General features: G+C 70.5%; 19 protein-coding genes. 18 read left to right on the top strand and 1 reads right to left on the bottom strand.

The annotated features are described in order from the left end of the window. Positions 1-60 precede the first annotated feature (60 nt). The 16 genes from rsmH (at position 61) to ACH4G3_RS27605 (ending at position 18,258) form a co-directional block, all read left to right on the top strand. A complete protein-coding gene (gene rsmH, locus ACH4G3_RS27680; RefSeq protein ID WP_397627051.1) occupies positions 61-1,017 on the top strand; it encodes a 16S rRNA (cytosine(1402)-N(4))-methyltransferase RsmH in 957 nt (318 codons plus the stop codon). A 45-nt stretch (positions 1,018-1,062) separates the two neighbouring features. After that, entirely contained in the window at positions 1,063-1,512 is a 450-nt protein-coding gene (locus ACH4G3_RS27675; protein ID WP_397627050.1) for a cell division protein FtsL, read from the top strand. 406 nt (positions 1,513-1,918) lie between these two features. Further along, entirely contained in the window at positions 1,919-3,877 is a 1,959-nt protein-coding gene (locus ACH4G3_RS27670) for a peptidoglycan D,D-transpeptidase FtsI family protein (protein ID WP_397627049.1), read from the top strand. A 230-nt stretch (positions 3,878-4,107) separates the two neighbouring features. Continuing rightward, complete coding sequence (locus ACH4G3_RS27665; protein ID WP_397627048.1) at positions 4,108-5,628, top strand: UDP-N-acetylmuramoyl-L-alanyl-D-glutamate--2,6-diaminopimelate ligase; 1,521 nt, start codon at positions 4,108-4,110, stop codon at positions 5,626-5,628. 28 nt (positions 5,629-5,656) lie between these two features. Further along, positions 5,657-7,072 carry a UDP-N-acetylmuramoyl-tripeptide--D-alanyl-D-alanine ligase gene (locus ACH4G3_RS27660; RefSeq protein WP_397627047.1) on the top strand — a complete coding sequence of 472 codons (1,416 nt, stop codon included), beginning with the start codon at positions 5,657-5,659 and terminating at the stop codon, positions 7,070-7,072. Further along, positions 7,072-8,163, top strand: a complete 1,092-nt coding sequence (gene mraY, locus ACH4G3_RS27655) for a phospho-N-acetylmuramoyl-pentapeptide-transferase (RefSeq protein WP_037670865.1) — start codon at positions 7,072-7,074, stop codon at positions 8,161-8,163. Before ACH4G3_RS27660 ends, mraY begins: the two co-directional genes overlap by 1 nt. Next, a complete protein-coding gene (murD, locus tag ACH4G3_RS27650) occupies positions 8,145-9,587 on the top strand; it encodes a UDP-N-acetylmuramoyl-L-alanine--D-glutamate ligase (RefSeq protein ID WP_397627046.1) in 1,443 nt (480 codons plus the stop codon). The genes mraY and murD overlap by 19 nt, the downstream gene beginning before the upstream one ends. A 135-nt stretch (positions 9,588-9,722) precedes the next feature. Beyond that, entirely contained in the window at positions 9,723-11,087 is a 1,365-nt protein-coding gene (ftsW, locus tag ACH4G3_RS27645) for a putative lipid II flippase FtsW (protein ID WP_397627045.1), read from the top strand. A 6-nt stretch (positions 11,088-11,093) separates the two neighbouring features. Further along, positions 11,094-12,191: an undecaprenyldiphospho-muramoylpentapeptide beta-N-acetylglucosaminyltransferase gene (gene murG / locus ACH4G3_RS27640; protein WP_020277549.1), complete on the top strand. Its 1,098-nt coding sequence runs from the start codon at positions 11,094-11,096 to the stop codon at positions 12,189-12,191. A gap of 26 nt (positions 12,192-12,217) precedes the next feature. Further along, on the top strand, positions 12,218-13,012 hold the full coding sequence (locus ACH4G3_RS27635; RefSeq protein WP_397627044.1) for a cell division protein FtsQ/DivIB: 795 nt from the start codon (positions 12,218-12,220) through the stop codon (positions 13,010-13,012). A 288-nt stretch (positions 13,013-13,300) separates the two neighbouring features. Further along, positions 13,301-14,494 (top strand): cell division protein FtsZ, encoded by a 1,194-nt coding sequence (gene ftsZ, locus ACH4G3_RS27630; RefSeq protein ID WP_355851000.1) that lies wholly within the window; start codon positions 13,301-13,303, stop codon positions 14,492-14,494. Positions 14,495-14,504: 10 nt separating this feature from the next. Continuing rightward, on the top strand, positions 14,505-15,236 hold the full coding sequence (gene pgeF, locus ACH4G3_RS27625; protein WP_397627043.1) for a peptidoglycan editing factor PgeF: 732 nt from the start codon (positions 14,505-14,507) through the stop codon (positions 15,234-15,236). A gap of 6 nt (positions 15,237-15,242) precedes the next feature. Then, positions 15,243-15,962 (top strand): YggS family pyridoxal phosphate-dependent enzyme, encoded by a 720-nt coding sequence (locus ACH4G3_RS27620; protein ID WP_397627042.1) that lies wholly within the window; start codon positions 15,243-15,245, stop codon positions 15,960-15,962. A gap of 129 nt (positions 15,963-16,091) precedes the next feature. Further along, positions 16,092-16,733, top strand: a complete 642-nt coding sequence (locus tag ACH4G3_RS27615) for a cell division protein SepF (RefSeq protein ID WP_020277554.1) — start codon at positions 16,092-16,094, stop codon at positions 16,731-16,733. Between the two features lie 59 nt (positions 16,734-16,792). After that, complete coding sequence (locus tag ACH4G3_RS27610; RefSeq protein ID WP_037674328.1) at positions 16,793-17,077, top strand: YggT family protein; 285 nt, start codon at positions 16,793-16,795, stop codon at positions 17,075-17,077. 53 nt (positions 17,078-17,130) lie between these two features. After that, entirely contained in the window at positions 17,131-18,258 is a 1,128-nt protein-coding gene (locus ACH4G3_RS27605; RefSeq protein WP_397627041.1) for a DivIVA domain-containing protein, read from the top strand. A 238-nt stretch (positions 18,259-18,496) separates the two neighbouring features. Here ACH4G3_RS27605 and ileS read toward each other — a convergent pair whose 3' ends face one another. Continuing rightward, the gene (gene ileS / locus ACH4G3_RS27600) at positions 18,497-21,649 is read right to left on the bottom strand and encodes an isoleucine--tRNA ligase (RefSeq protein WP_397627040.1); all 3,153 of its coding nucleotides are present in this window, start codon (positions 21,647-21,649) and stop codon (positions 18,497-18,499) included. Between the two features lie 624 nt (positions 21,650-22,273). Here ileS and ACH4G3_RS27595 point away from each other — a divergent pair. Together ACH4G3_RS27595 and lspA are read left to right on the top strand one after the other, a co-directional pair. After that, a complete protein-coding gene (locus tag ACH4G3_RS27595; protein ID WP_397627039.1) occupies positions 22,274-23,899 on the top strand; it encodes a TraR/DksA family transcriptional regulator in 1,626 nt (541 codons plus the stop codon). Between the two features lie 89 nt (positions 23,900-23,988). After that, complete coding sequence (gene lspA, locus ACH4G3_RS27590; RefSeq protein WP_354748871.1) at positions 23,989-24,609, top strand: signal peptidase II; 621 nt, start codon at positions 23,989-23,991, stop codon at positions 24,607-24,609. Positions 24,610-24,624 lie beyond the last annotated feature (15 nt).

Here is a 24,624-nt window from a genome sequence, read left to right as displayed (position 1 = left end):
CACGAGCGGGCGGGGACCCGGCGGTGCGTAGGGCCGCCGCGCCGGATCTGAGAGGGCCCCTTGAGCCAGAGTCGACACGTTCCGGTGATGCTCCAGCGGTGCCTGGATCTGCTGGCACCCGCCCTGGAGGACCCGGGGGCCGTGGTCGTCGACTGCACCCTCGGCCTCGGCGGTCACAGCGAGGCGCTCCTGGAGAGGTTCCCCGGGGTCCGCCTCATCGCCCTGGACCGCGACAAGGAGGCCCTGCGCCTGTCCGGCGAGCGCCTCGCGCCCTACGGGGAGCGCGCCACGCTCGTCCACGCGGTGTACGACGAGCTCCCCGAGGTGCTGCACAAGCTCGGCATCGCGCGCGTGCAGGGCGTGTTGTTCGACCTCGGCGTCTCCTCCATGCAACTCGACGAGGCCGACCGCGGCTTCGCCTACGCCCAGGACGCCCCGCTCGACATGCGCATGGACCAGACGTCCGGGGTCAGCGCGGCCGAGGTCCTCAACACGTACCCGCCGGGCGAGCTGGTGCGCATCCTGAGGGCGTACGGCGAGGAGAAGCAGGCCAAGCGGATCGTGTCCGCGATCGTGCGCGAGCGCGAGAAGGAGCCGTTCAGCACCAGCGCGCGGCTGGTCGAGCTGATCCGGGACGCGCTGCCGCAGGCCGCCAAGCGCACCGGCGGCAACCCGGCCAAGCGCACCTTCCAGGCCCTGCGCATCGAGGTCAACGGTGAACTCGCCGTCCTGGAGCGGGCGATCCCGGCCGCCGTGAAGGCGCTGGACGTGGGCGGGCGGATCGCGGTGCTGTCGTACCACTCGCTGGAGGACCGGCTGGTCAAGCAGGTGTTCGCGGCGGGTGCCGCCACCACGGCACCGCCCGGGCTGCCCGTCGTGCCCGAGCGCTACCAGCCGCGGCTCAAGCTGCTCACGCGTGGTGCCGAACTCCCCACCGAGGAGGAGATCGCGGAGAACCGGCGGGCGGCACCGGCGCGGCTGCGCGGCGCCCAGCGCATCAGGGAGGACATCGAGTGAGCCACGTGCAGGGCGGGCGGGTGTCCCGGACCCGGAGGAGCGTGAGTGAGCAGTAAACCCGAACTGAAGGGGAGGGCGGCACGTCTCGCGCACCTCTTCCCGACCGGGCCCGGGCAGGCGGCCCGTACCCCCTTCGTCCTCCTCGTGGTCCTCCTCCTCGGCGGTGGTCTCATCGGCCTCCTCGTGCTGAACTCGGCCCTCAGCGAAGGCGCGTTCAAGCTCGACGACCTCCAGCGCGAGACCAAGAGCCTCACCGACGAGGAACAGGCCCTTCAGCGGGACATCGACGCCTACTCCGCTCCCGAGGCCCTCCAGCGCCGCGCCCGCGAACTCGGCATGGTCCCCGGCGGCGACCCCGCCTTCCTCGCCCCCGACGGCACGGTCAAGGGCGTCCCCAGCCCCGCCCCCGGCGTCTGGCAGACCTCCGCCCACATTCCCCTGGTCCTGGCCCCCGAGGCCATGTCCAACGGCTCCACCTCGACCTTCGGCAGGTGACGGAAGTGACCGACAGGGAACCCCCGCGCCGCCGTGTGCCGGGCCTCGCCGGGCCCGGCTGCCCTCCTGGTCCCGGCGTTCGTCCGGTCCTCGGCGCGGCCTCGGCTTCCCGGCGCGCGGCGGACCGGGCTTTCGGCCGGCTGCCGGAGGTGCCTGCCGGGCGGTCGCCGCACTGCCCCGTGCCCGGCCCCGCCAGGGCCGCCGGTCCCGAGGTCCGCGGCCGGCGCGGCGCGCACCGTGCGTCGGCGGAGCGGCCGTCGCCGACCGCCGTCGGCGGTGCCGGGTGCCCGGGTCCGTGTCCGTGTCCGACCGTCGACCGCTGTGCCGGGTGTGGCCCAGGCCCGCGTCCGAGCGTCACCGCGTCCGCCGGTCCCCAGCCCACCCCGACTCCAGGCAGGTGACGGAAGTGACCGACAGGGAACCCCCGCGCCGCCGTGTGCCCGGCCCCGCCAGGCCCGCCCGTCCCGACGCCCGGCGCCGTTCCGGCCCCGGTGCCCGTCCGGCCCGCCGTCCGGGTCCGGCCCGGCCGGCGGCGCCCAAGCCCCTTCGGCTGGGCAGCCCGCGTCCCCGGCTGCGTCTGGTCGGGCTCGGGCTGACGCTGGTGCTGATCGCCTTCGTCGTGCGGCTGTTCCAGGTGCAGGCCGTCGACGCGAGCACGTACGCCGCCAAGGCCGAACAGAACCGGTACGTCGGGCAGGTGCTGGCCGCCGACCGGGGGGAGATCACCGACCGGTCCGGTGTGGCCCTGGCGACCAGTGAGGACGCCTACGACATCACGGCCGACCCCACGATGTTCGCCCCTGACCAGGTGAAGGTCGGGGACGGGCCCGAGCAGGCGGCCGCGCTGCTCGCGCCGATCCTGGGCCAGGAGCAGGAGACCCTGGTCAAGAAGCTGCGGCCGAAGAACAAGGCGCTGCGGTACGTGAAGCTGGCCTCCCGCCAGACCCCGCAGGTCTGGAAGCAGATCAAGGACCTCAAGTCCGCGCTCGCCAAGAAGGAGGAGACGGACAAGTCGGCGCACAACGTCCTCGCGGGTGTCTTCTCCGTCGCCACCAGCAAGCGCGTGTACCCCAACGGCGACCTCGCCGCCGGGATACTGGGCTGGGTCAACGGCGAGGGCAAACCCGGCGGCGGCATCGAGCTCCAGCTGGACAAGCGGCTGGCCGGCAAGGACGGCAAGATCCGCTACGCCCAGTCCGGCGGCCGGCTCGTCCCCACCGCGGGTTCCACCGAGACACCCGCCGTGCCCGGCAGCGACGTCGAGCTCACCATCGACCGCGACATCCAGTGGGCCGCCCAGAAGGCCATCAGCGACCAGGTGAAGGAGTCCGCGGCCGACCGCGGCTACGTCATCGTCCAGGACACCCGCACCGGCCAGGTCCTGGCCATGGCCAACTCACCCGGCTTCGACCCCAACGACCTGTCCGGCGCCGACCCCACGGCCCTCGGCAACGCGGCCCTCCAGGACGCCTTCGAGCCCGGCTCCACCGCCAAGGTCATGTCGATGGCGGCCGTCCTCCAGGAGGGCGCCGCCACCCCGATGACCCACGTCGTCGTGCCCAACCGGCTGCACCGCGGCGACCGGCTCTTCAAGGACGACGTGAACCACCCGACCTGGCACCTGACGCTCAACGGCGTCCTCGCCAAGTCCAGCAACATCGGCACCATCCTCGCCACCGGACAGCTCGGCAGGACCCAGGCCCAGTCCAACAAGGTCCTCTACGACTACCTGCGCAAGTTCGGCCTCGGCAGCTACACCGGCCTCGGCTTCCCCGGCGAGACCAAGGGCATCCTCGCCCCGCCCGACAAGTGGTCCACCTCGCAGCAGTACACGATCCCTTTCGGCCAGGGCGTCTCCATCAACGCCATGCAGGCGGCGTCGGTGTACTCGACCATCGCCAACGGCGGCGTGCGCGTCGAACCCACGCTCGTACGCGGCACCAAGGGCCCCGACGGCCGCTTCGTCCCGGCCCCCAAGCCGGAGAAGACCCGGGTCGTCAGCGCCAAGACCGCGAAGACCCTCGCCCAGATGCTGGAGTCGGTCGTGGACGACGAGGAGGGCACGGGCACCAAGGCGCGCATCCCCGGCTACCGCGTCGCGGGCAAGACGGGCACCGCCAACCGTGTGGATCCGGCCACCGGCAAGTACAAGGGCTACACGTCCTCGTTCGCCGGGTTCGCCCCCGCCGACAAGCCCCGCATCACCGTCTACTGCGCCATCCAGAACGCCACCAAGGGCAACTACTTCGGCGGCCAGATCTGCGGCCCCGTCTACAAGCAGGTCATGGAGTTCGCACTGAAGTCCCTCCAGGTCCCGCCGACCGGGGCCAAGCCCGCGAGGCTCCCCGTCACGTTCAAGAACTGAGGACCGGACCGACCCGCCCCCGAGGACCGAACCGACCCCGAACCACCGAGCCCCTGATCAGCACCGAGCACCACCGAGCCACCAGGACCGCCCCCGTGACAACGATCACCCCCGATCCCGGGAACCAGAGCGCCCCCCGCCCCTCACTTCGCCCGGAGGCGGGTACGCCCGGTACGCTCACCGCCGTGCCACACGCTGATCAGTCCCAAACCACCCAGAAGGGCCATCCCGTGACATATCCCGGGCCGCCCAGGCCGGCGCAGGTCTCCGCCACACCCCTCGCGGAACTGGCCGGTCAACTGGGTGCCCCCGCGCCGGAGGGCGCCGCCGACGTCACGGGCATCACCCACGACTCACGCGCGGTGCGCCCCGGCGACCTGTACGCCGCCCTCCCGGGCGCCCGTCTGCACGGTGCCGACTTCGTCGAGCAGGCTGCGAGCCTCGGCGCGGCCGCCGTGCTGACCGATCCCACCGGCGCCGAGCGTGCCGCCGCCTCCGGGCTGCCGGTCCTGGTCGTCGACGACCCGCGCAGGCGGATGGGCGAGCTGGCCGCCACGATCTACGGCCACCCCGGCCGGGACCTGCTCCAGATCGGTATCACCGGCACCTCCGGCAAGACCACCACCGCCTACCTCGTCGAGGGCGGCCTGAGGACCGTCAGGTCCACCGGCCTGATCGGCACGGTCGAGATGCGCATCGCCGACGAGCGCATCAAGTCCGAGCGCACCACCCCGGAAGCCACCGACCTCCAGGCCCTGTTCGCCGTCATGCGCGAACGCGGCGTCGAGGCGGTCGCCATGGAGGTCTCCAGCCACGCCCTGGTGCTCGGCCGTGTTGACGGCTGCGTCTTCGACATCGGCGTTTTCACCAACCTCAGCCCGGAGCACATGGAGTTCCACTCCGGCATGGAGGACTACTTCCAGGCGAAGGCGCAGCTGTTCACGCCGGAACGCGGCAAACTCGGCGTGGTCAACGTCGACGATGAGTACGGCCGCAGGCTGGCGAACGAGGCCACCGTCCCGGTCGTCACCTACTCCGCCGAGGGCCACCCCGACGCCGACTGGCGTGCCGAGGACGTCGAGGTCGGCCGGCTGGACTCGACGTTCACCGTCGTCGGGCCCAAGGGCGAGCGGATCAGCGCCAAGTCGCCGCTGCCGGGCCCCTTCAACGTGGCCAACACCCTCGCCGCGATCGTCGCCCTCGCCGTCGCCGGCCTCGACCCGCAGGCCGCCGCCGACGGCGTCGCCGCCGTACCCGGCGTGCCGGGCCGCCTGGAGCGCGTGGACGCCGGACAGCCGTACCTCGCGGTCGTCGACTACGCCCACAAGACCGACGCCGTCGAGTCCGTCCTGCGCGCCCTGCGCAAGGTCACCGAGGGCCGGCTGCACATCGTCCTCGGCTGCGGCGGCGACCGCGACACCACCAAGCGCGCCCCCATGGGCGCCGCCGCGGCCCGGCTCGCCGACACCGCCGTACTGACCTCCGACAACCCCCGCTCCGAGGACCCCCTCGCGATCCTCGCCACGATGCTCCAGGGCGCGGCCTCCGTGCCGGCGCACGAGCGCGGCGAGGTGCAGGTCTTCGAGGACCGGGCCGCCGCGATCGCCGCCGCCGTCGCCCGCGCAGAGCCGGGCGACACCGTGCTGGTCGCGGGCAAGGGCCACGAGCAGGGCCAGGACATCGCCGGGGTGGTCCGTCCCTTCGACGACCGCCAGGTGCTTCGCGAAGCCATTCAGAAGACCCAGGGATGAATTCCCGCATGATCCAGGGGATGAACTTGTGATCGCCCTCTCCCTCGCCGAGATCGCAGAAGTCGTCGGCGGGCAGACGTACGACATACCGGATCCGGCCGTCCAGGTCACCGGCCCGGTCGTCCGGGACTCCCGAGAGGCGGGGCCGGGCAGCCTGTTCGTGGCCTTCGCCGGGGAACGCGTGGACGGCCACGACTTCGCGGCGGCGGTCGTCGAGGCGGGAGCGGTGGCCGTGCTCGGCACCCGGCCCGTCGGTGTGCCCGCGATCGTCGTGGACGACGTCCAGACCGCCCTCGGCGCCCTCGCGCGGCACGTCGTACGACGTCTCGGTGCCACGCTCGTCGCCCTCACCGGCTCGGCCGGCAAGACCAGCACCAAGGACCTCATCGCACAGGTGCTCCAGCGCAAGGCGCCGACGGTGTTCACGCCCGGCTCGCTCAACAACGAGATCGGGCTGCCGCTGACCGCGCTCAGCGCCACCGAGGAGACCCGGTTCCTCGTCCTGGAGATGGGCGCCCGCGGCATCGGGCACATCGCCTACCTCACGGGTCTGACGCCCCCGAAGATCGGCCTCGTTCTGAACGTCGGCAGCGCCCACATCGGCGAGTTCGGCGGCCGGGAGCAGATCGCACAGGCCAAGGGCGAACTCGTCGAGTCCCTGCCGTCCGAAGCCGACGGCGGCACGGCCGTCCTCAACGCGGACGACCCCTACGTACGGGCCATGGCCACCCGTACGAAGGCGAAGGTGATCTTTTTCGGAGAGTCCGGCGAAGCGGACGTTCGTGCCGAGAACGTGCGACTCACGGACACCGGACAGCCCTCGTTCAGGCTTCACACACCCTCCGGTGCAAGTGATGTGACCATGCGCCTGTACGGTGAGCACCACGTGTCGAACGCGCTCGCCGCGGCCGCCGTCGCCCACGAGTTGGGCATGTCCGCAGACGAGATCGCCGTCGCGCTCTCCGAGGCGGGCTCCCTCTCCCGCTGGCGGATGGAGGTCACCGAGCGCCCGGACGGCGTGACGGTCGTCAACGACGCCTACAACGCGAACCCCGAGTCCATGAAGGCCGCGCTGCGTGCGCTCGTGGCCATCGGCAAGGGGCGTCGCACGTGGGCGGTGCTCGGCCAGATGGCCGAGCTCGGGGACGAGGCTCTCGCCGAGCACGACGCGGTCGGACGGCTCGCCGTCCGGCTCAACGTCAGCAAGCTCGTCGCGGTCGGTGGCAGGGAAGCCGCCTGGCTGCAACTGGGCGCATATAACGAGGGTTCGTGGGGTGAGGAGTCGGTGCACGTGTCCGACGCACAGGCGGCGGTCGACCTGTTGCGCAGCGAGTTGCGCCCGGGGGACGTCGTGCTCGTGAAGGCGTCCCGTTCGGTCGGCCTCGAGCGCGTTGCCCAGGCGCTGCTCGAGTCCGGTGCCGAGGGTGAGGTTTCCGCCCGATGATGAAGCAGATCCTGTTCGCAGGAGTCATTGGCCTCTTCCTGACGCTGGTCGGCACCCCGCTGCTGATCAAGCTCCTCGCGCGCAAGGGCTACGGCCAGTACATCCGCGACGACGGCCCGCGCGAGCACGCCAGCAAGCGCGGGACGCCGACCATGGGCGGTATCGCCTTCATCCTGGCGACGGTCGCCGCGTACTTCCTGGCCAAGGTGATCACGGGCTATCTCGACCCGGACGTCGACGCGGCGCCGACCTTCTCGGGTCTGCTGGTGCTCGGCCTGATGGTCGGCATGGGCCTGGTCGGCTTCCTCGACGACTACATCAAGATCGTCAAGCGGCGTTCGCTGGGTCTGCGGGCCAAGGCGAAGATGGCCGGCCAGCTGATCGTCGGCATCGGCTTCGCGGTGCTCTCGCTCCAGTTCGCGGACAACCGCGGCAACACCCCGGCCTCCACGAAGCTGTCGTTCATCACGGACTTCGGCTGGACGATCGGACCCGTGCTGTTCGTGGTCTGGGCGCTGTTCATGATCCTCGCGATGTCGAACGGCGTGAACCTGACCGACGGTCTGGACGGTCTGGCCACCGGCGCCTCCGTGCTCGTCTTCGGCGCCTACACCTTCATCGGCGTCTGGCAGTTCCAGGAGTCCTGCGCCAACGCGCAGACGCTCACCAACCCGGGCGCCTGCTACGAGGTGCGCGATCCCCTCGACCTCGCGGTGGTCGCCTCCGCGCTGATGGGCGCCTGCCTGGGCTTCCTGTGGTGGAACACCTCGCCGGCCAAGATCTTCATGGGTGACACCGGATCGCTCGCGCTCGGCGGTGTGCTCGCCGGCCTCGCGATCTGCTCGCGCACCGAGCTGCTGATGGCCATCCTCGGTGGCCTCTTCGTCCTGATCACCATGTCCGTGGTGATCCAGGTCGGCTCCTTCCGCCTCACCGGGAAGCGCGTGTTCCGGATGGCGCCACTCCAGCACCACTTCGAACTCAAGGGCTGGTCCGAAGTGCTCGTCGTGGTCCGCTTCTGGATCATTCAGGGTATTTGTGTGATCGTCGGACTAGGCCTTTTCTACGCAGGATGGGCAGCGGACAAGTGACCTCCTCGGTGTCTTCGGAGCTCAAGGGCAAGCACGTCACCGTCGCCGGGCTCGGCGTCTCCGGCGTCCCGGCGGCCAAGGTGCTGCACGGCCTCGGCGCGATCGTCACGGTCGTCAACGACGGCGCCGACGAGCGCGCGCAGGCGCAGGCCGCCGAGCTGGAGGTGCTCGGCGTCACCGTGCGCCTCGGTGACGGCGACACCCTGCCCGAGGGCACCGAGCTGATCGTCACCGCGCCCGGCTGGAAGCCGGACAAGCCGCTGTTCGCGGCGGCGGAGCGGGCGGGCGTCCCCGTCTGGGGCGACGTCGAGCTGGCCTGGCGCCTGCGCGGCCCCGACGCCGCCCCCTGGCTGGCCGTCACGGGCACCAACGGCAAGACCACCACCGTCCAGATGCTCGCCTCGATCCTGAAGGCCGCGGGCCTGCGCACGGCCGCCGTCGGCAACATCGGCGTCTCCCTCCTGGACGCGGTGCTCGGCGAGGAGCAGTACGACGTGCTGGCCGTGGAGCTGTCCAGCTACCAGCTGCACTGGGCGCCGTCGCTGCGCGCCCACTCCGCCGCCGTGCTCAACCTCGCCCCCGACCACCTCGACTGGCACGGCTCCATGGAGGCCTACGCCGCCGACAAGGGCCGTATCTACGAGGGCAATCGCGTCGCCTGCGTCTACAACGTGGCCGACAAGGCGACCGAGGACCTGGTCCGCGAGGCCGACGTCGAGGAGGGCTGCCGCGCCGTCGGCTTCACCCTCGGCACGCCCGCGCCCTCCCAACTCGGCGTCGTGGAGGGCATCCTGGTCGACCGTGCCTTCGTGGAGAACCGGCAGAAGAATGCCCAGGAGCTGGCCGAGGTCGCCGACGTCGATCCGCCGGCCCCGCACAACATCGCCAACGCCCTCGCGGCGGCGGCCCTCGCGCGGGCCTACGGCGTGCCCGCCAAGGCCGTACGGGACGGGCTGCGGGCCTTCACCCCGGACGCCCACCGCATCGCGCACGTCGCCGACGTGGACGGGGTCGCGTACGTCGACGACTCCAAGGCCACCAACACCCACGCCGCGGAAGCCTCGTTGGCGGCCTACGAGTCGATCGTGTGGATCGCGGGCGGGCTCGCGAAGGGCGCCACCTTCGACGAGCTGGTCACCAAGTCGGCGCCCCGGCTGCGCGCTGCCGTGCTGATCGGCGCGGACCGCGCGCTGATCCGCGAAGCCCTGGCGCGACACGCCCCCGAAGTACCCGTCGTCGACCTCGACCGGACCGACACTGGGGCGATGCGCGCGGCGGTTCAGGAGGCGCGACGGCTCGCTCAGGCCGGTGACACGGTGCTGCTGGCTCCGGCCTGCGCCTCCATGGACATGTTCGCCAACTACAACAAGCGCGGGGACGCTTTCGCGGACGCCGTCCGCGAGCTCGGCTCCGTCGACGGCTGACCCGGGTCCGCCTCGCCCGGCGGCGGTGCCGGGCGTATCTGGGAGGGACACGTGACACGGATGTGGCTGGTGCCCGAGCGGCCGGGGAGCGTGCGCGGCACGACCTTCCCCTCCGGCAAGGCGGGGTGAGCGGCGATGCCCACCAGCCGCACCGGACGGCCCCCGGCCCCCCGCGCACCCAGGCGCCCCGCCGCGCCCCGGCCCGCCCGCGAGAACGGCGTCCTGGCCTTCTACAGCCGTGCGCGCAGGGGCTGGGACCGGCCGCTGACCGCCTACTACCTCATCTTCGGCGGCAGTCTGCTGATCACCGTGCTGGGCCTGGTGATGGTCTACTCGGCCTCCCAGATCACCGCGCTCCAGATGTCGCTGCCCGGCTCGTACTTCTTCCGCAAGCAGATGCTGGCCGCCGTGATCGGCGCCGGGCTGCTCCTCGCCGCCTCACGGATGCCGGTGAAGCTGCACCGCGCCCTGGCCTACCCGATCCTCGCCGGCGCGGTCTTCCTCATGGCCCTGGTGCAGATCCCCGGGATAGGAGTGTCGGTCAACGGCAACCAGAACTGGATCGCCCTCGGCGGCTCCTTCCAGATCCAGCCCAGTGAGTTCGGCAAGCTCGCGCTCGTGCTGTGGGGCGCCGACCTGCTCGCCCGCAAGCAGGACAAGAAGCTGCTGACCCAGTGGAAGCACATGTTGGTGCCGCTCGTGCCGGCCGCCTTCATGCTGCTCGGGCTGATCATGATCGGCGGCGACATGGGCACCGCGATCATCCTCACGGCCATCCTGTTCGGCCTGCTCTGGCTGGCCGGCGCGCCCACGCGGCTGTTCGCCGGAGTGCTGTCGATCGCCGCCGTACTCGGCCTGATCCTCATCAAGACCAGTGCGAACCGCATGGCGCGCCTGCAGTGCCTCGGCGCCACCGAACCCCAGTCGGGACCGGTGGACTGCTGGCAGGCCGTGCACGGCATCTACGCCCTCGCCTCCGGCGGAATCTTCGGCTCCGGGCTGGGTGCGAGTGTGGAGAAATGGGGGCAACTCCCCGAAGCCCACACCGACTTCATCTTCGCCGTCACCGGTGAGGAACTGGGCCTGGCGGGGACGCTGTCGGTACTCGCCCTCTTCGCGGCTCTAGGCTATGCGGGTATCCGCGTGGCCGGACGCACGGAGGACCCCTTCGTGAGGTATGCCGCGGGAGGCGTGACCACCTGGATCACGGCCCAGGCCGTGATCAACATCGGTGCGGTGCTCGGTCTGCTGCCGATCGCCGGCGTCCCCCTCCCGCTGTTCTCCTACGGGGGATCCGCCCTGCTGCCGACCATGTTCGCCATCGGGCTGCTGATCGCCTTCGCGCGCGACGAGCCCGCTGCGCGGGCGGCGCTTGCGATGCGGCAACCCCGCTTTGGTAGAAAACGGGGGGCTGGGGGAACCGGTTCCGGCCGGAGTCCCCGGAGATGGAACACGATGCGACGGCGCGCCTCGGTGGCGCGCTCGTCCGGAGAGCGGTGAATTTCGGTGCATGTCGTACTCGCCGGCGGAGGAACCGCGGGCCACATCGAGCCCGCGCTCGCCCTCGCGGACGCCCTGCGCAGGCAGGACCCGAGCGTGGGCATCACGGCCCTGGGCACGGAGCGCGGCCTCGAGACCCGTCTCGTACCCGAGCGCGGGTACGAACTCGCGCTGATCCCCGCCGTGCCGCTGCCACGCAAGCCCACCCCCGAGCTGATCACTGTCCCGGGCCGGCTGCGCGGCACGATCAAGGCGACCGAGCAGATCCTGGAGCGCACCAAGGCGGACGCCGTGGTCGGCTTCGGCGGCTACGTCGCCCTGCCCGGCTACCTGGCGGCCAAGCGCCTCGGCGTGCCGATCGTCATCCACGAGGCCAACGCCCGCCCGGGCCTGGCCAACAAGATCGGCTCGCGCTACGCCAGCCAGGTCGCCGTCTCCACGCCGGACAGCAAGCTGCGGAACTCCCGCTACATCGGCATCCCGCTGCGCCGCTCCATCGCCACCCTGGACCGGGCCGCCGTACGCCCCGAGGCCCGCGCCGCGTTCGGGCTCGACCCCAACCTGCCCACGCTCCTGGTCTCCGGAGGCTCCCAGGGCGCCCGCCGCCTCAACGAGGTCGTGCAGACGGTCGCGCCCTGGCTCCAGCAGGCCGGAATCCAGATCCTGCACGCGGTCGGCCCGAAGAACGAACTGCCGCAGGTCCAGCAGATGCCGGGAATGCCCCCCTACATCCCGGTAAGTTACCTGGACCGGATGGACCTCGCGTACGCCGCGGCCGACATGATGCTCTGCCGCGCGGGCGCGATGACCGTCGCCGAGCTCTCCGCCGTCGGGCTCCCCGCCGCCTACGTCCCGCTGCCCATCGGCAACGGCGAACAGCGGCTCAACGCCCAGCCGGTGGTCAAGGCCGGCGGCGGCCTGCTGGTCGACGACGCGGAGCTGACCCCCGAGTGGGTCCAGCAGAACGTCCTGCCCGTGCTCGCCGATCCGCACCGGCTGTACCAGATGTCCCGCGCCGCCGCCGAGTTCGGCCGCCGGGACGCCGACGACCTTCTCGTCGGCATGGTGTACGAGGCGATCGCCGCCAGTCGTGCACACCGCTAGGACCGTATGACGGAAGGCAGGGGAGCGTGGCCGGATCGACCACCGCCGAGCGCGGTGAACGCCAGCAGGAGTCGTCCGGCCCGCCGCCCGTCAGGCGTCTGAGGCGACGTCACCTTCGTGTGATCGTCATCCTGGGTCTGGTCCTGGTGTTCGTCGGCATCCCGACGGTATGGCTGTTCTACGGCTCCGACTGGCTGCGCGCCGAGCAGGTCTCCGTGTCGGGGACACGGGTCCTGACGCCGGGTCAGGTCGAGGCGGCCGCCGACGTCCCGCTCGGGAAACCGCTCATTTCCGTCGACACCGATGCGATCGAGACGCGACTGCGGCAAAAATTGCCCCGAATTGACTCGGTTGACGTGGTCCGTTCCTGGCCCCATGGAATCGACCTGAAAGTGGTCGAGCGGACTCCGGTTCTGATTGTCCAAAAGGCCGGAAAGTTCATCGAAGTGGACGATGAAGGTGTCCGTTTCGCCACGGTTTCCGAGGCGCCGAAAGGCGTGCCCGCACTGGAATTGACGCTCTCCCGGTCCAGCTCCGCCGCCGCGAGCCTGCGCCGCTTCGGCGAGGCCCGGCTGGTGCGCGAGGCGGTGCGCGTCGCCCGTGCCGTTCCGGCCGCCGTCGCCCGTGACACACGGACCGTCAAGGTCCGTTCCTACGACGACATCTCGCTGGAGTTGCGGGACGGCCGCACGGTCGCCTGGGGGAGCAGCGAGAAGGGCGCCGCGAAGGCCCGTACGCTCACCGCCCTGATGAAAGCCTCGTCCAGTGCGCGGTACTTCGACGTGAGTGTTCCCACCGCGCCCGCGTCATCAGGGAGTTGACGCACATCAGCGCAGGCCAGCACCCTGGTTGGGCAGTGCTACGGCTGATCACATAGGGTGAAAAGAAAAACGGGAGGTTCGGCGTGTTCGTTGAAGGAGCGCCACTTGTCGACTTAGTGTCCTGTTCAGAAGACTCCAAGGAACAGACACACTGGTAACCCTAAACTTCAGGGTTAGGGTTCGGGTCGGCGATACGGACCGTCCCATTCGGCATCAGTCGTCGGGTCGCGGGGCGCAGCGCGCCACGGTGATCCGGCGACACGTAACTCGAGGCGAGAGGCCTTCGACGTGGCAGCACCGCAGAACTACCTCGCAGTCATCAAAGTCATCGGTGTCGGCGGCGGTGGTGTCAATGCCATCAACCGGATGATCGAGGTCGGTCTCAAGGGCGTCGAGTTCATCGCCATCAACACCGACGCGCAAGCTCTGTTGATGAGCGACGCCGACGTCAAGCTGGACGTCGGCCGTGAACTCACCCGCGGACTCGGCGCCGGAGCCAACCCGGCCGTGGGCCGCAAGGCCGCCGAGGACCACCGCGAGGAGATCGAGGAGGTCCTCAAGGGGGCCGACATGGTCTTCGTGACAGCCGGTGAAGGCGGCGGCACCGGCACCGGCGGCGCGCCCGTCGTGGCCAACATCGCCCGCTCGCTCGGTGCCCTCACCATCGGTGTGGTCACGCGCCCGTTCACCTTCGAGGGACGGCGCCGCGCGAACCAGGCCGAGGACGGCATCGCCGAGCTCCGCGAAGAGGTCGACACCCTCATCGTCATCCCGAACGACCGGCTGCTGTCCATCTCGGACCGCCAGGTCTCGGTGCTGGACGCCTTCAAGTCGGCCGACCAGGTCCTGCTCTCCGGTGTCCAGGGCATCACCGACCTCATCACCACCCCGGGCCTCATCAACCTCGACTTCGCCGACGTCAAGTCGGTCATGTCCGAGGCCGGCTCGGCCCTGATGGGCATCGGCTCCGCCCGCGGCGACGACCGCGCGGTGGCCGCCGCCGAGATGGCGATCTCCTCGCCGCTGCTGGAGGCGTCCATCGACGGCGCCCGCGGTGTGCTGCTCTCCATCTCCGGCGGTTCGGACCTCGGTCTGTTCGAGATCAACGAGGCCGCCCAGCTGGTGAGCGAGGCCGCCCACCCCGAGGCCAACATCATCTTCGGCGCGGTGATCGACGACGCCCTCGGCGACGAGGTCCGGGTCACCGTGATCGCGGCCGGCTTCGACGGCGGCCAGCCGCCGGCCCGCCGGGAGAACGTGATCGGCTCGGCCTCGGCCAAGCGCGAGGAGCCGGCCCCGGCACGGCAGACCGAGAGCCGCCCGTCCTTCGGTTCGCTCGGCAGCGTGACCCCGAAGGAGGACCCGGAGCCCGCTCCGGAGCCGGTCAACGACATCCCGGTGGCGCCGCCGGTCCCGCCGGCGCCGCGGACCTACTCGGACAGCGCGGCCGAGGAACTGGACGTACCGGACTTCCTCAAGTGATCCTTCTGACGTGATAGGACAGCGCGAAAGCGTGAGCGGCGCCCACTTCGCCTTCACCGACCGGTGGGGCGGGGTGAGCGCCGCTCCGTATGAGGAGCTCAATCTCGGCGGAGCGGTCGGTGACGACCCCGACGCCGTACGCACCAACCGCGAACTGGCCGCGAAGTCCCTGGGTGTCGATCCGGGCCGGGTGGTCTGGATGAACCAGGTGCACGGGGCCGGCGTTGCGGTGGTGGACGGGCCGTGGGGATCGTCGTCCGAGATCCCGTCGGTCGACGCGATCGTCACGACGCGGCGGGGGCTCGCCCTCGCCGTGCTCACCGCCGACTGCGTGCCGGTACTGCTCGCCGACCCCGTCGCCGGGATCGCCGCCGCGGCCCACGCGGGCCGGCCCGGCATGATCGCCGGAGTCGTCCCGGCCGCGCTACGCGCGATGACGGACCTGGGGGCCGAGCCCTCTCGGATCGTCGCCCGCACCGGACCCACCGTCTGCGGCCGGTGCTACGAAGTGCCCGACGCGATGCGCGCCGAGGTGTCCGCCGTCGAGCCGGCGGCGTACGCCGAGACGAGCTGGGGCACGCCGGCGGTCGATGTGAGCGCCGGAGTGCACGCACAGCTGGACCGGATCGGAGTGCGTGACCGGGCGCAATCGCCGGTGTGCACGCTGGAGTCGGACGATCACTTCTCGTACCGCCGCGACCGCACCACCGGTCGGCTCGCGGGTTATGTGTGGCTGGACTGATAGGGCATGACGGACCGTAAGGACGAACTCGCCGCGAATCTGGCGAAAGTGGAACGGCGCATCGCCGACGCGTGCGCGGCCGCGGGGCGGGGGCGCGACGAGGTGACCTTGATCGTGGTCACCAAGACCTACCCCGCGACCGATGTGCGGATCCTCGCGGAACTCGGCGTGCGTCACGTCGCCGAGAACCGTGACCAGGACGCGGCACCGAAGGCCGCGGCCTGTATGGATCTGCCCCTTACTTGGCATTTTGTCGGTCAACTCCAGACCAACAAAGTGCGATCCGTGGTCGGTTACGCGGACTTCGTGCAGTCCGTCGATCGTTCCAAGCTCGTCACAGCTCTGTCGAAGGAGGCCGTCCGCACCGGACGGGAGCTCGGGTGTCTCATCCAGGTCGCACTCGACGCCGGCGAGAGCGAGCGGGGTGAGCGGGGAGGCGTCGCGCCCGCCGGGATCGAGGAGTTGGCCGGCCTCGTCGCGCAGGCGCCGGGGCTGCGGCTCGGCGGACTGATGACCGTCGCACCGCTCACCGGGGAGTACGCGGGACGCGAACAGGCGGCGTTCGGGCGGTTGATGGATTTGTCGACTGACCTGCGCCGGAGTCATCCGGCTGCCACCATGGTCTCGGCAGGGATGAGTGCGGACCTCGAACAGGCCGTGGCGGCCGGAGCGACACATGTGCGCGTCGGCAGCGCGGTACTCGGAGTCCGCCCCAGGCTCGGGTAACGTCGCCAGGAAGTCGGACCACAGCAGAAAATATGGTCATTGCCGCCGAAAGGCGGATTCAAGGACCACGTGGATCGCGGGCACTTGGCAGTCGTCAGCCGATCCACCACAGAGCGGAGGACTCAGAGCATGGCCGGCGCGATGCGCAAGATGGCGGTCTACCTCGGCCTCGTGGAGGACGATGGGTACGACGGCCGCGGATTCGACCCCGATGACGACTTCGAACCCGAACTGGACCCGGAGCCCGAGCGGGACCACCGACGGCACGAGCCGTCCCACCAGCCGCACGTCTCACATCAGCCCCAAAGGGACGAAGAGGTACGAGTCGTACAGCCGTCCGCACCTCGTGAGCCGGCCGCCCGTTCCGCTTCGCTACCCGCGGAATCCGGCCGCCCGGCGCGCATCGCGCCCGTGGCATCCATCACACAAGAACGCGCAAGTCTGGAGAAGAACGCACCGGTGATCATGCCCAAGGTCGTGTCCGAACGAGAGCCTTACCGGATCACCACGCTCCACCCACGGACCTACAACGAGGCCCGTACCATCGGGGAACACTTCCGTGAAGGCACTCCGGTGATCATGAATCTGACTGAGATGGACGACACAGACGCGAAGCGACTTGTCGACTTTGCGGCCGGTTTGGTGTTTGGTCTTCACGGCAGTATCGAGCGGGTGACGCAGAAGGTGTTCCTGTTGTCGCCTGCTAACGTCGATGTCACGGCGGAGGACAAGGCCCGCATCGCAGAGGGCGGGTTCTTCAACCAGAGCTGAGACGTAACACCGGAAGCAGCTGCAACAGCAGGGCACAGGGGAGAGGGAAGCAACAGGTCATGAGCGTGGTTTTGGATGTCGCCTACATCGCGCTGATGTGCTTCCTCATCGTGCTCATCTTCCGGTTGGTCATGGACTACGTCTTCCAGTTCGCCCGCTCATGGCAACCAGGCAAGGCGATGGTGGTCGTACTGGAGGCCACCTACACTGTCACGGATCCACCGCTCAAGCTTCTGCGGCGGTTCATTCCGCCGCTGCGTCTCGGGGGCGTGGCGCTCGACCTGTCCTTCTTCGTGCTGATGATCATCGTCTACATCCTGATCTCGATCGTGAGCCGGCTGTGAGCGATGTGAACTACGGTCTTGCCGAATGCCGACGACTACGTTGAGGTGAAGAGATGCCGTTGACCCCCGAGGACGTGCGGAACAAGCAGTTCACGACCGTCCGCCTCCGAGAAGGCTATGACGAGGACGAGGTCGATGCCTTCCTCGACGAGGTCGAAGCCGAACTGACCCGCCTGCTCCGCGAGAACGAGGACCTGCGCGCCAAGCTGGCCGCGGCCACGCGCGCTGCTGCTCAGAACCAGCAGAACATGCGCAAGCCTCCAGAGCAGCAGGATCAGCAGCAGCAACAGCAGCAGCAGGGCATGCGCGGTCCAGGTGGTCCCGTACCCGCCGGCATATCGGGCCCGCCGCAGCAGCAGATGGGTGGCCCCATGGGTGGTCCGCCCCAGCTGCCGAGCGGTGCCCCGCAGCTGCCCGCCGGTCCCGGCGGTCAGGGTGGCCCGCAGGGTCCCGGCCCGATGGGCCAGGGTCCGGGCGGTCCGGGCCCGATGGGCCAGCCCCCCATGCAGCAGCAGATGGGTGGTCCGATGGGCGGCCCCATGGGCGGTCCGATGGGCGGCCCCGGTCAAGGAGGCCCCGGTGGCGACAGCGCCGCCCGTGTCCTCTCGCTGGCCCAGCAGACCGCCGACCAGGCGATCGCCGAGGCCCGGTCCGAAGCCAACAAGATCGTCGGCGAGGCGCGTTCGCGTGCCGAGGGTCTGGAGCGTGACGCCCGTGCCAAGGCCGATGCCCTGGAGCGGGACGCGCAGGAGAAGCACCGCGTCGCGATGGGCTCCCTGGAGTCCGCCCGCGCCACGCTGGAGCGCAAGGTCGAGGACCTGCGCGGCTTCGAGCGCGAGTACCGCACGCGCCTGAAGTCGTACCTGGAGTCGCAGCTGCGTCAGCTGGAGACCCAGGCCGACGACTCGCTGGCCCCGCCGCGCACTCCGGCGACCGCGTCCCTCCCGCCGTCCCCGGCGCCTTCCATGGCACCGGCCGGCGCGAGCGCCCCGTCGTACGGCGGTGGCAACCAGACGATGGGCGGCAGTCCCTCGCCGTCCGGTCCGTCCTACGGCGGTCAGCAGCAGATGTCTCCGGCGATGACCCAGCCGATGGCGCCGGTGCGTCCGCAGGGCCCGTCGCCGATGGGCCAGGCGCCCTCGCCCATGCGGGGCTTCCTGATCGACGAGGATGACAACTGACGGCCTGATGGCCAGTAGTACGGCATAGACGTCGGCAGCGTTCAGGGCGGGGCCCCGGGTTTGCACCCGGGGCCCCGCCCTTTGTCGCACGCGCCGCCCTTTGTCGCACGCGCCGCCCATTCGTCGCACGCGCCGTCCCTTTGCCACACGCGTTCGTGCGCACACAACGCCGAAGGCCCGGTCCCGCCAAGATCTTTGGCGGGACCGGGCCTTCGGTCCGTGGCCTACCCCCTGTGGGTTACGCCTTGCGCAGGCGGAACGTCAGCGTCAGTCCCTCGTCCGTGAACGGGTTCCCGTAGCTGTCGTCCGCGTCACCCTCGGCGAAGTCCGTCGCGAGGACCTCGTCGGCGATCAGGCCGGCGTGGTCGGTGAGGGCCGCGACCGTCGCCGGGTCCGTGGCGGTCCAGCGCAGTGCGATGCGGTCGGCGACGTCGAGGCCGCTGTTCTTGCGGGCCTCCTGGATCAGGCGGATCGCGTCACGGGCCAGACCCGCACGGCGGAGTTCCTCCGTGATCTCCAGGTCCAGGGCGACCGTCGCGCCCGCGTCGGACGCCACCGACCAGCCCTCGCGCGGCGTCTCCGTGATGATCACCTCGTCGGGAGCCAGCGTGATGGTCTCGCCGTCGACCTCGACCGACGCCGTGCCCTCGCGCAGGGCCAGGGACAGCGCGGCCGCGTCCGTGTTGGCGACGGCCTTGGCCACGTCCTGGACCCGCTTGCCGAACCGCTTGCCCAGCGCGCGGAAGTTGGCCTTCGCCGTGGTGTCCACCAGGGAGCCGCCGACCTCGCTCAGCGTGGCCAGGGACTCGACGTTCAGCTCCTCCGTGATCTGCGTGCGCAGTTCGGAGGCCAGGGCCTCGAAGCCGGTCGCCGCGATCAGGGCACGGGACAGCGGCTGACGGGTCTTGACGCCCGACTCCGCGCGCGTGGCACGGCCCAGCTCCACGAGCCGGCGCACCAGCACCATCTGCTTCGACAGCTCCGGGTCGATGGCGGTGAGGTCCGCCTCGGGCCAGGCCGACAGGTGGACCGACTCCGGAGCACCCGGTGTGACAGGAACGATCAGGTCCTGCCACACCCGCTCGGTGATGAACGGGGTCAGCGGGGCCATCAGCTGCGTCACCGTCTCCACGACCTCGTGCAGCGTGCGCAGCGCGGCCTTGTCGCCCTGCCAGAAGCGGCGGCGGGAGCGGCGCACGTACCAGTTCGACAGGTCGTCGACGAACGCGGACAGCAGCCTGCCGGCGCGCTGGGTGTCGTAGGCGTCGAGGGCCTGGGTGACCTGGTCGGTGAGCGCGTGCAGTTCGGACAGCAGCCAGCGGTCCAGGACCGGGCGGTCCGCCGGGGCCGGGTCGGCCTCGGACGGGGCCCAGCCCGTCGTACGGGCGTACAGGGCCTGGAAGGCGACCGTGTTCCAGTACGTCAGGAGGGTCTTGCGGACGACCTCCTGGATCGTGCCGTGGCCCACGCGCCGGGCCGCCCAGGGGGAGCCGCCGGCCGCCATGAACCAGCGGACCGCGTCCGCGCCGTGCCGGTCCATGAGCGGGATCGGCTCCAGCGTGTTGCCCAGGTGCTTGGACATCTTGCGGCCGTCCTCGGCGAGGATGTGGCCGAGGCAGACCACGTTCTCGTACGAGGACTTGTCGAAGACCAGCGTGCCGACCGCCATCAGCGTGTAGAACCAGCCGCGGGTCTGGTCGATGGCCTCGCAGATGAACTGCGCCGGATAGCGGGCCTCGAACAGCTCCTTGTTCTTGTACGGGTAGCCCCACTGTGCGAACGGCATCGAACCCGAGTCGTACCAGGCGTCGATGACCTCGGGCACGCGCGTGGCCGTCTTGCCGCAGCCGTCCTGCCGGCAGGCGAAGGTGACCTCGTCGATGAACGGGCGGTGCGGGTCCAGGCCTGACTGGTCGGTGCCGGTCAGCTCGGTCAGCTCGGTGAGGGAGCCGACGCAGGTGAGGTGGTCGTCCTCGCAGCGCCAGATCGGCAGCGGGGTGCCCCAGTAGCGGTTGCGGGACAGCGCCCAGTCGATGTTGTTGTTCAGCCAGTCTCCGTACCGGCCGTTCTTGACCGTGTCCGGGAACCAGTTGGTGTTCTCGTTCTCCGTGAGGAGGCGGTCCTTGACCTCCGTGGTGCGGATGTACCAGGAGGGCTGGGCGTAGTAGAGCAGCGCGGTGTGGCAGCGCCAGCAGTGCGGGTAGCTGTGCTCGTACGGGATGTGCTTGAAGAGCAGGCCGCGCTGCTGGAGGTCCTCGGTGAGCTTTTCGTCCGCCTTCTTGAAGAAGACGCCGCCGACGAGGGGGACGTCCTCCTCGAAGGTGCCGTCCGGGCGGACCGGGTTCACGACCGGCAGGCCGTACGCACGGCAGACCTTGAGGTCGTCCTCACCGAAGGCGGGGGACTGGTGGACCAGACCCGTACCGTCCTCGGTCGTGACGTACTCGGCGTTCACGACGTAGTGCGTGCCGCCCTCGGCCTCCGGGAACTCGACGAGCTCGAACGGGCGCTGGTACGTCCAGCGCTCCATCTCGGCGCCCGTGAAGGTCCAGCCGGTGGTCTCCCAGCCCTCGCCGAGGGCCTTGGCGACGAGCGGCTTGGCGACGACCAGCTTCTCCTCGCCGTTGGTCGCGACGACGTAGGTCACCTCGGGGTGCGCGGCCACCGCGGTGTTGGAGACCAGCGTCCAGGGCGTGGTCGTCCACACCAGGAGCGCGGCCTCGCCGGCCAGCGGGCCGGAGGTGAGCGGGAAGCGGACGAAGACCGACGGGTCGACGACCGTCTCGTAGCCCTGCGCCAGCTCGTGGTCCGACAGGCCCGTGCCGCAGCGGGGGCACCAGGGGGCTACGCGGTGGTCTTGGGCCAGCAGGCCCTTGTTGAAGATCTCCTTGAGCGACCACCAGACCGACTCGATGTACTCGGGGTCCATGGTGCGGTAGGGCTCGGTGAGGTCGGTCCAGTAGCCCATGCGGGTCGTGAGCTCTTCGAAGGCGTCCGTGTGCCGGGTCACCGACTCGCGGCACTTCGCGTTGAACTCGGCGATGCCGTACGCCTCGATGTCCTGCTTGCCGGAGAAGCCGAGCTCCTTCTCCACGGCGAGCTCCACCGGGAGGCCGTGGCAGTCCCAGCCGGCCTTGCGGGCCACGTGGTAGCCGCGCATGGTGCGGAAGCGGGGGAAGACGTCCTTGAAGACGCGGGCCTCGATGTGGTGGGCACCGGGCATGCCGTTGGCGGTGGGCGGGCCCTCGTAGAACACCCACTCGGGGCGGCCCTCGGACTGCTCCAGGCTCTTGGCGAAGATCTTCTGCTCACGCCAGAAGTCGAGCACGGCGTGCTCGAGGGCGGGCAGGTCGACCTGGGCGGGCACCTGGCGGTACGTCGGCGATGTCATCAGCGGGCTTCCTCCGGCGGACTTGCTGCCTTCCGTCCGGAGGGACGAGAGCTACGTCTGCCTGCGCCGCCTTCGGCGCGCTCCCGCGGTACCACCCTCCTTGGCCCTCCGGCGCGGGGTGTGCGTCGGTGGGCCCCCTCATTGGGGTCGCGATGCCGGTTCTACTGGCCACTGCGCTCGGCGGCGGTTTTCTTCCGGCGGCTCCGGGGTGATCTTCACGTCGCGCTCGCCCCCGGGCTTCCACCGTCCCCGGGTCGCTCTGGGCTGCGTACGCCGCTACTCGTCCCCATCCACGCTTTTCGCTCCGCCCAGTGTACGGCGCCGCGCGGACAGCGGCCGACCGCTTTTCGGGGCGGCCGGGGACAGAGGGCCGTAAGGGACGTCGTCATGGGTGACGTATGGGTTTGATGACCTGAATGGAGTGGTATGGGTGTTCGGATCCTGGGACGTCCGGCTCGGCGGATTACCGGGCGGGGAGCTGGGCACAACGGATGCAGGTTCGCCGCGCGGCGTGCGCGAGGCGGGCGAATCAGGCGGTGTGCCCCGTTGCCGCGGGACTCAAGTCGATTTATCGTCCCAGCACGATTCGCGCGCAAGATCACAATATGTGAAGGGGCCGCGGCCATGGTGGCGAAGAAGACCGCCGTACAGCAGCCGGCGTCCGGCAGGTCCGCGGAGGCCTCCGGCGGTGCGGCCAAGGACGTGGGCGGGAAGAAGACCACACAGGGGGGCTCGGCGGGGCGGGCGGCGAAGGGGGCGGCCGGGAAGGCGACCGAGGGGACGAAGGCGGCTGTCAAGAAGACGAAGGCGGCTGTCAGGAAGGTGACGGCCAAGAAGGCCGTGGCCGAGGAAGCGCTGGCCAAGGCCGGGAAGGCTGTGACCAAGAAGGCGACGGAGCCTCCGGCTGAGAAGGCGACGGTCGAGAAGGCCCCGGCGAAGAACGCGGCTGCCAAGGATGCGGCGGCCGGGAAGACGGCTGTCAGAAAGATGGCAGCCGAGGTCGCGGCCGAGAAGGCCCCGGCCAAGGAAGCGGCCGCCAGTGAAGCGGCGGCCAAGGAAGCGGCGGCCGGGAAGACGGCAGGCAAGAAGGCGGCAGGCAAGGCCGCGGCCGGGAGAGCCTTGGCCAAGGAGACGGTTGCCAAGGAGGCGGCGGCTCGGAAGACGGCAGGCAAGGCCGCGGCCGGGAGAGCCTCGGCCAAGGAAACGGCTGCCAAGAAGACGCTGACCAAGGAGACGGCAGCCAAGGCCGCGGCCGCGAAAGCCCCGGCCAGGAAAGCTGCGGCCAAGGGGACCGCGGCCAAGGTCGCGGCCGAGAAGGCCCCGGCCAAGAAGGCGGCGGCCGACGAGGCGGTGGCGAAGAAGGCCGTGGCCAAGAAGGCGGCCGAGGAGACGGTGGCGAAGAAGGCCCCGGCGAGGAAGGCGGCCGAGGAGACGGTGGCCGAGAAGGCCCCGGCCAAGAAGGCGGCGGCCGAGGAGACGGCGGAGAAGAAGGAGGCGGCCGAGAAGGCGGCGGCGAAGAAGGCCGCTGTCAAGCGGGCGAAGGCCGCCAAGGCCGGCGCCGCCAAGAAGGCCGGTGTCGCCAAGAAGGGCGGCGTCGTGCAGAAGCGCGTCGAGGCCGAGGGCGTTCGCGCCGGAGGCGAGAGCACCACCACGAAGGGCGCTGTCGGGAAGGGTGCTGCCCGGACCGACGCGGTCACACAGGACACGGCCGGGAGCAGCACGGCCAAGAAGGCGGGTGCGGCCGAGGCCGCGCAGCAGACGGGAGCGACGACCGTGGGTGCGAAGAAGACTCCTGGCACGGCAACGGCGGCCAAGACCGCTGTTCCGAAGGCACGGGCGGCAGCGGCGGAGCCCGGTGAGCTCGCTGTTCGCCCGGGCGAGGACCCCTGGACGGAGGCGGAGGTCGAGGAGGCGCGTGCCGAGCTGACGTCCGAGGAGATCCGGCTGCGTGAGGAGATCACGTCGTCGGAGCGGTCGCTCGTCGGTCTGATGCGGGACTCCGGGGACGGCGCGGGCGACGACCAGGCGGACACCGGCACCAAGAACATCACCCGCGAGCACGAGCTGGCGCTGGCCGCCAACGCGCGCGAGATGCTCGTCCAGACCGAGCGCGCCCTGGAACGCCTGCACGCGGGCACCTACGGCCTCTGCGAGAACTGCGGCAATCCCATCGGCAAGGCCCGCATGCAGGCCTTCCCGCGGGCGACACTGTGCGTGGAGTGCAAGCAGAAGCAGGAGCGCCGGTACTGACCGGCCGCCGAATGCCTCCTGAGCACGTGGGGCGCCCGGGGTGTGCCGTACCCTCGTCCTCAGTCAGGCACCTAGGTTGAGGGACTCACGTGGCAGAGGCGGAGCGCATCATCGGTACGCCGGACACACCGGACGCGACCGGCAACGGGCGGGAGCGGCCCGACGAGGCGGCGGCCGCCGGGGCGTCCGGCACGGATGAGCCGGCGGCCGCCGGGCGGCCCCGGGGCAAGCGCCGGATCGCGGTCCTGTTCGCGGTCGCCACGTTCGCGTACGCCCTCGACCTGATCAGCAAGATGATCGTGGTGGCCAAGCTGGAGCACCACCCGCCCATCGAGATCATCGGGGACTGGCTGAAGTTCGAGGCGATCCGCAACGCGGGCGCGGCCTTCGGCTTCGGCGAGGCCTTCACGGTCATCTTCACCATGATCGCGGCGGCGGTGATCGTGGTGATCGCCCGGCTCGCCCGCAAGCTCTACAGCCTGCCCTGGGCGATCGCGCTCGGGCTGCTGCTCGGCGGTGCGCTGGGCAACCTCACCGACCGGATCTTCCGGGCGCCGGGCGTCTTCGAGGGCGCGGTCGTGGACTTCATCGCGCCGAAGCACTTCGCCGTCTTCAACCTGGCCGACTCGGCGATCGTGTGCGGCGGCATCCTGATCGTGCTGCTGTCGTTCAAGGGGCTCGACCCCGACGGGACCGTCCACAAGGACTGAGCCCGCGAGGGGTTG

This window comes from Streptomyces afghaniensis (assembly GCF_044327915.1).
GTDB classification, from domain to species: domain Bacteria; phylum Actinomycetota; class Actinomycetes; order Streptomycetales; family Streptomycetaceae; genus Streptomyces; species Streptomyces afghaniensis.
This window is presented reverse-complemented; position numbering and strand designations above follow the sequence as displayed.